Source organism: Streptomyces sp. SID5785, assembly GCF_009870065.1.
Classification (GTDB): domain Bacteria; phylum Actinomycetota; class Actinomycetes; order Streptomycetales; family Streptomycetaceae; genus Streptomyces.
Window position 1 is genome coordinate 1 of the sequence record NZ_WWIA01000548.1, and the last position, 5,624, is coordinate 5,624.

Below are 5,624 nucleotides of genomic sequence, written 5' to 3' on the forward strand. Positions count from 1 at the left end.
ACGGCATCCACTACTGCCTGGGCGCACCGCTGGCCAGGATCGAGGGCCGCATCGCCCTGCGCGCCCTGCTCGACCGCTGCCCGGACCTGGCCCTGGACGGCCGGCCCGACAGCTGGCTGCCCGGCATGCTGATGCGCGGCGTCCGTACACTGCGGGTCCGCTGGTAGCCGTAGCGTCCTGGAGCCGCCGATGTCCGCCGCCCCCGTCTTCGACCTCGCACTCGCCCGCACGACCCTGGAGGCCCAGCCGTTCAGCAGGCTTCTCGGGACCCGGGTGACCCGGTTCGGGGAGGGCGGCGCCACGCTCGAGCTGGACATCCGCCCCGATCTCCTCCAGCAGAACGGGTTCGTGCACGGCGGCGTCCTGTCCTACGCCGCGGACAACGCCCTGACGTTCGCCGGCGGCGCGGCGCTCGGCCCCGCCGTCCTCACCGGCGGCTTCACCATCCAGTACGTGCGTCCGGCCCTGGGCCGCACCCTGATCGCCCGCGCCGACGTCGTGCACGCCGGGCGCCGCCAGGCCGTCGTCCGCTGCGACCTCCTGACCGCCGACGACACGGGCGCGGAGAAGCTGTGCGCCGTCGCCCAGGGCACGATCCTCACCGCCGACCCGAGCTGACGGGCGCCGCCCGGCTCAGGCCCCCGGCACCTCGTCCATCCGGACCACGCGGCGCTCCGCCCGCGACAGCTCGCAGGCCTCCGCCACCCGCAGGGCAGCCAGCGCCTCCCGGCCGTCGCAGGGATTGGGCCGTGCGCCCTCGACCACCTCGACGAACGCCTTGAGCTCCGCCTCGTAGGCGGGGGCGAAACGCTCCAGGAACCCGGGCCACGGCTTCGGGGCGGCCGGCGGGCCCTCCGGCTCCGTGGACGCGATCGGGGTGCGGTCGTCGAGGCCGACGACGACCGTGTCCCGCTCGCCGGAGAGCTCCATGCGGACGTCGTACCCGGCGCCGTTGCACCGCGTCGCGGTCGCCGTCGCCAGAGTGCCGTCGTCGAGGGTGAGCACGACCGCCGCCGTGTCCACGTCCCCGGCCTCGCGGAACATGGCGGGCCCCGCGTCCGACCCCGTCGCGTACACCTCCACGACCTCCCGCCCCGTCACCCAGCGCAGGGCGTCGAAGTCGTGCACCAGGCAGTCCCGGTACAGGCCGCCGGAGAGCGGCAGGTACGCGGCCGGCGGCGGCGCCGGGTCGGAGGTCGTCGCCCGCACCGTGTGCACCCGGCCGAGCCGGCCCGCGCGCACGGCCTCCCGCGCCGCCGTGTACCCGGCGTCGAAGCGCCGCTGGAACCCGAGCTGCAGCACCGTGCCCGCCGTCTCGACCTCGCGCAGTGCGGCCAGCGTCCCCGCCAGGTCGAGCGCGATCGGCTTCTCGCAGAACACGGGGAGGCCGGCCCGGGCGGCGCGTCCGATCAGCTCCGCGTGCGCGGCCGTCGCCGCGGTGACGACCAGGGCGTCCACGCCCCAGCGGAAGATCTCGTCCACGCTCGGCGCGGCCGTGGCACCGATCCGCTCCGCGAGCGCGACCGCCCGCGCGGGCTCGGCGTCGGTGACGACGAGCGAACCCGCCTCACGCTCCAGGACACCCGCGTGGAAGGTGCCGATGCGACCCGTTCCGATCAGTCCGATGCGCATGGCACCCAACGTGCCGCCCCGCCCAGGTGCTGTCAATCCTTTGTCCTGACAAACACCCATGCGCACGCGGCCGGTCCCGGGCCGCGTTCCCGTCGCCGCCCCGGCTCGCTCCACCGCTCTGCTCGCTCCGCCGCCTCCCGCCGGTCCTTGTCCGGACAACCGGACTTCCCGTCAACTCCTCCCGCCGCTAACCTCGCCCCCGTGGCCAAACCCGTAGCCGACCCGGCCCGGACCCTGGAGCTCGGCGTCGACCGCAGCAGCCCGGTCCCGCTCTACTTCCAGCTCTCCCAGCAGCTGGAGGCGGCGATCGAGCGCGGCGCGCTGACCCCGGGCAGCCTGCTCGGCAACGAGATCGAGCTCGCGGGCCGGCTCGGCCTGTCCCGGCCCACCGTCCGCCAGGCCATCCAGGCGCTCGTCGACAAGGGCCTGCTCGTGCGGCGCCGCGGCGTCGGCACCCAGGTCGTGCACAGCCAGGTCAAGCGCCCCCTCGAGCTGAGCAGCCTCTACGACGACCTCGCCGCGGCCGGGCAGCGCCCCGGCACCCGGGTGCACGAGAACCGCCTGGTGCCCGCCACCGCCCAGGTCGCCGCCGCGCTCGGCGTCACCGAGGGCGAGCAGGTGCACCGCGTCGAGCGGCTGCGGCTCGCCCACGGCGAACCCATGGCGTACCTGTGCAACCACCTGCCCGCCGGGCTGCTCGCCCTCGACGACACCCGCCTGGAGGCGACCGGCCTGTACCGCCTGATGCGCGCGGCCGGCCTCACCCTGCACAGCGCCCGCCAGTCGATCGGGGCGCGCACCGCGACCGCCGCCGAGGCCGAGCGCCTCGGCGAGCCCGAGGGCGCCCCGCTGCTCACCATGGAGCGCACGACGTTCGACGACACCGGCCGCGCCGTCGAGTTCGGCGCCCACACCTACCGGGCCTCGCGCTACTCCTTCGACTTCCAGCTCCTCGTCCGGTCCTGAGGCGTCGCGGACCGGATCGGCGCCGGTTGTCCGAATGTTCTGACCATTGCATTGACCCGGCCGGTGGACGCCGCTAAAAACTCCCCAGCCGCACCGGGCGGCCGGAGGAGAGGTGGCTCCACCATGCTCACGACGCGTACGGCCCGCACGGCCGCGGCCCTCGCCGCGGTGATCGCGCTCGCCGCGGGATGCAGCGGCTCGGGCGGCAAGACCTCCGAGGACAAGGACGACGGCCCGGGCGGCGGGTCCGCCGTCGGCACCCAGCGGCTGAAGATCGCGATGGTCACGCACTCCGGTGAGGGCGACACCTTCTGGGACATCGTGCAGAAGGGCGCCAAGCAGGCGGCGGCCAAGGACAACGTCGACTTCCTCTACTCCAACGACAAGGAGGCCAAGGGCCAGGCCGAGCTGGTGCAGGCGGCCATCGACAAGAAGGTCGACGGGATCGTCGTCACGCTCGCCAAGCCCGAGGCCATGCGGTCCGTCCTCGCGAAGGCGCGCACGGCCGGGATCCCGGTGGTGTCGATCAACTCGGGCTCCGAGTTCTCCGGGGCGTTCGGCGCGATCAGCCACATCGGCCAGGACGAGGGCGTCGCCGGCGAGGCCGTCGGCACCCAGCTCGGGAAGGAGGGCCGCAAGAAGGTCCTCTGCGTCATCCACGAGCAGGGCAACGTCTCGCTCGAGCAGCGCTGCGCCGGAGTGGCCAAGACCTTCAAGGGCAGCGTGCAGAACCTGAACGTCGAGGGGACGAACGCGCCGAGCACCCAGTCCTCCATCGAGGCCAAACTGCAGGCCGACCCGTCCATCGACGCCGTGGTCGCGCTCGGCGCCCCGATCGCCGCGCTCGCCGTCAAGGCCAAGGCCGACGCCGGAAGCAAGGCCGGGATCGCGACCTTCGACCTGAACGCCGAGGTGGTGCGCCGGATCAAGGCGAAGGAGGTCACCTTCGCGGTCGACCAGCAGCCCTACCTCCAGGGCTATCTGGCCGTCGACGAGCTGTGGCTGAACCGGACCAACGGCAACGTGCTCGGGGGCGGGAAGCCGGTCCTCACCGGACCCGCCGTCGTCACCGGGAAGGACGTGCCCCAGCTGGAGAAGTACACCGCGCGCGGTACCCGGTGAATGGATGCATGATCCCCGTGACCCATACTTGTGCGTTTGGGACCGCAAAGAGGTCCCCAAGGACCGGTCGACGGTCCGCCGTGACGGGCCCCGCGCCGGTCCCGGTGAACGACGCAGCAGACCAAGAAGGGCACGGCCTCGTGGCACGGTTTCGGACCTGGGTGAGCATCGCCGTAGCGGGGGCGCTCGGCCTCTCGCTGGCGGGATGCAGCAGCACCGGCGGCAAGCGGGCGGAGGACGCCCGGAAGGCCAAGGCCGCACAGGGCCGGGCGGCGGTGGACACCCCGCGCTGGACCTTCGCCATGATCACCCATTCGGGCGATGGCGACACCTTCTGGGACATCGTCCAGAGCGGCGCGAAGCAGGCCGCGGTCAAGGACAACATCAACTTCGTCTACTCGCACAACGACGAGGCCCAGCAGCAGGCCCAGCTGGTCGACGCCGCCGTCGACAAGAAGGTCGACGGGATCATCGTCACGCTGGCCAAGCCCGACGCGATGAAGGCGGCCGTGGCCCGCGCCGTCAAGGCCGGCATCCCCGTCATCACCGTGAACTCCGGGTCGGCCGAGTCCAAGAAGTTCGGCGCGCTCAGCCACATCGGGCAGGACGAGACGATCGCGGGGGAGGCCGTCGGCGACGAGCTGAACAAGCGCGGCCGCAAGAAGGCCCTGTGCATCCTGCACGAGCAGGGCAACGTGGGCCACGAGCAGCGCTGCGCGGGCGCGAAGTCGACCTTCGACGGCACGATGACCAACCTCTACGTTGAGGGCACCAACATGCCCGACGTGCAGTCCGCCATCGAGGCCAAGCTCCAGTCCGACAAGTCGATCGACTCGGTCGTCACGCTCGGCGCCCCCTTCGCGGCCACCGCCGTCAAGGCGAAGCAGGACGCGGGCAGCAAGGCCGAGATCGACACCTTCGACCTCAACGAGAAGGTCGCGCAGGGCCTCAGGAGCGGCGACCTCGGCTTCGCCGTCGACCAGCAGCCCTACCTCCAGGGCTACGAGGCCGTCGACCTGCTGTGGCTCTACCGGTACAACGCCAACGTGCTCGGCGGCGGCAAGCCGGTCCTCACCGGCCCCCAGATCGTCACCAAGGATCAGGCCGCCGAGCTGGAGGAATACGCGAAGCGGGGGACACGATGACCACCAAGGTTCCCGAGAAGCAGCCCGGGCGCGAGCCCGCGGAGCGACTCGACGAACGCCTGATCAAGACCTCGCCGCTGAAGAAGCTGATGGGCCGGCCCGAGCTGGGCTCGATCGTCGGCGCCCTCGCGGTCTTCGTCTTCTTCTCGGTCTTCGCCGACAGCTTCCTGCGGGCCTCCAGCCTGGCGACCGTCCTGTACGCGTCCTCGACGCTCGGCATCATGGCCGTCCCGGTGGCGCTCCTGATGATCGGCGGCGAGTTCGACCTGTCGGCCGGTGTCCTCGTGACCTCGTCGGCGCTCGTCTCGTCGATGTTCAGTTACCAGATGACGGCGAACACCTGGGTCGGCGTCGGGGTGTCGCTCCTGGTCACGCTCGCCATCGGCGCGTTCAACGGCTTCATGCTGACCCGGACGAAACTGCCCAGCTTCATCATCACGCTCGGCACCTTCCTGATGCTGACCGGCATGAACCTGGGCTTCACCAAGCTGATCAGCGGCACGGTCTCCACCAAGTCCATCGCCGACATGGAGGGCTTCGCCTCCGCCAAGGACGTCTTCGCCTCGACGCTCACCGTCGGCGGCGTCGACTTCAAGATCACCATCCTGTGGTGGCTGGCCCTCGTCGTCGTGGCGACCTGGCTGCTCCTGCGCACCCGCGTCGGCAACTGGATCTTCGCCGTCGGCGGTGATGTCGACTCCGCCCGCGCGGTCGGCGTCCCGGTCAACAAGACCAAGATCGGTCTCTACATGGGCGTCA

The 5,624-nt window shown here is 71.7% G+C and carries 6 protein-coding genes and 1 pseudogene; 6 read left to right on the plus strand and 1 reads right to left on the minus strand.

What is annotated here, in order from left to right:
- Both GTW43_RS17615 and GTW43_RS17620 read left to right on the plus strand, forming a co-directional pair.
- Nucleotides 1–167: pseudogene (locus GTW43_RS17615) on the plus strand (cytochrome P450); the annotation flags it as partial.
- A gap of 22 nt (nt 168–189) precedes the next feature.
- Nucleotides 190–618 carry a PaaI family thioesterase gene (locus GTW43_RS17620; protein WP_161302971.1) on the plus strand — a complete coding sequence of 143 codons (429 nt, stop codon included), beginning with the start codon at nt 190–192 and terminating at the stop codon, nt 616–618.
- A gap of 15 nt (nt 619–633) precedes the next feature.
- On the opposite strand, the gene GTW43_RS17625 is transcribed toward GTW43_RS17620, so the two are convergent.
- Nucleotides 634–1,632, minus strand: a complete 999-nt coding sequence (locus GTW43_RS17625) for a Gfo/Idh/MocA family oxidoreductase (protein ID WP_161302972.1) — start codon at nt 1,630–1,632, stop codon at nt 634–636.
- Between the two features lie 201 nt (nt 1,633–1,833).
- Here GTW43_RS17625 and GTW43_RS17630 point away from each other — a divergent pair, with 201 nt between their 5' ends.
- The 4 genes from GTW43_RS17630 to GTW43_RS17645 form a co-directional block, all read left to right on the plus strand.
- Nucleotides 1,834–2,598, plus strand: coding sequence for a GntR family transcriptional regulator (locus GTW43_RS17630; protein WP_161302973.1), 765 nt, complete (start codon nt 1,834–1,836; stop codon nt 2,596–2,598).
- Between the two features lie 123 nt (nt 2,599–2,721).
- Nucleotides 2,722–3,720, plus strand: coding sequence for a sugar ABC transporter substrate-binding protein (locus GTW43_RS17635; RefSeq protein WP_161302974.1), 999 nt, complete (start codon nt 2,722–2,724; stop codon nt 3,718–3,720).
- A gap of 140 nt (nt 3,721–3,860) precedes the next feature.
- Entirely contained in the window at nt 3,861–4,865 is a 1,005-nt protein-coding gene (locus GTW43_RS17640) for a sugar ABC transporter substrate-binding protein (RefSeq protein ID WP_161302975.1), read from the plus strand.
- On the plus strand, nt 4,862–5,624 hold a 763-nt coding region (locus tag GTW43_RS17645), incomplete at its 3' end, for an ABC transporter permease (RefSeq protein WP_161302976.1). The genes GTW43_RS17640 and GTW43_RS17645, both read left to right, overlap by 4 nt.

Bases quoted from the DNA above. Each gene is read 5' to 3' on its own strand.
- GTW43_RS17635 (WP_161302974.1), top strand. From the start codon at position 2,722: ATGCTCACGACGCGTACGGCCCGCACGGCCGCGGCCCTCGCCGCGGTG.
- GTW43_RS17620 (WP_161302971.1), top strand. From the start codon at position 190: ATGTCCGCCGCCCCCGTCTTCGACCTCGCACTCGCCCGCACGACCCTG.
- GTW43_RS17625 (WP_161302972.1), bottom strand. From the start codon at position 1,632: ATGCGCATCGGACTGATCGGAACGGGTCGCATCGGCACCTTCCACGCG.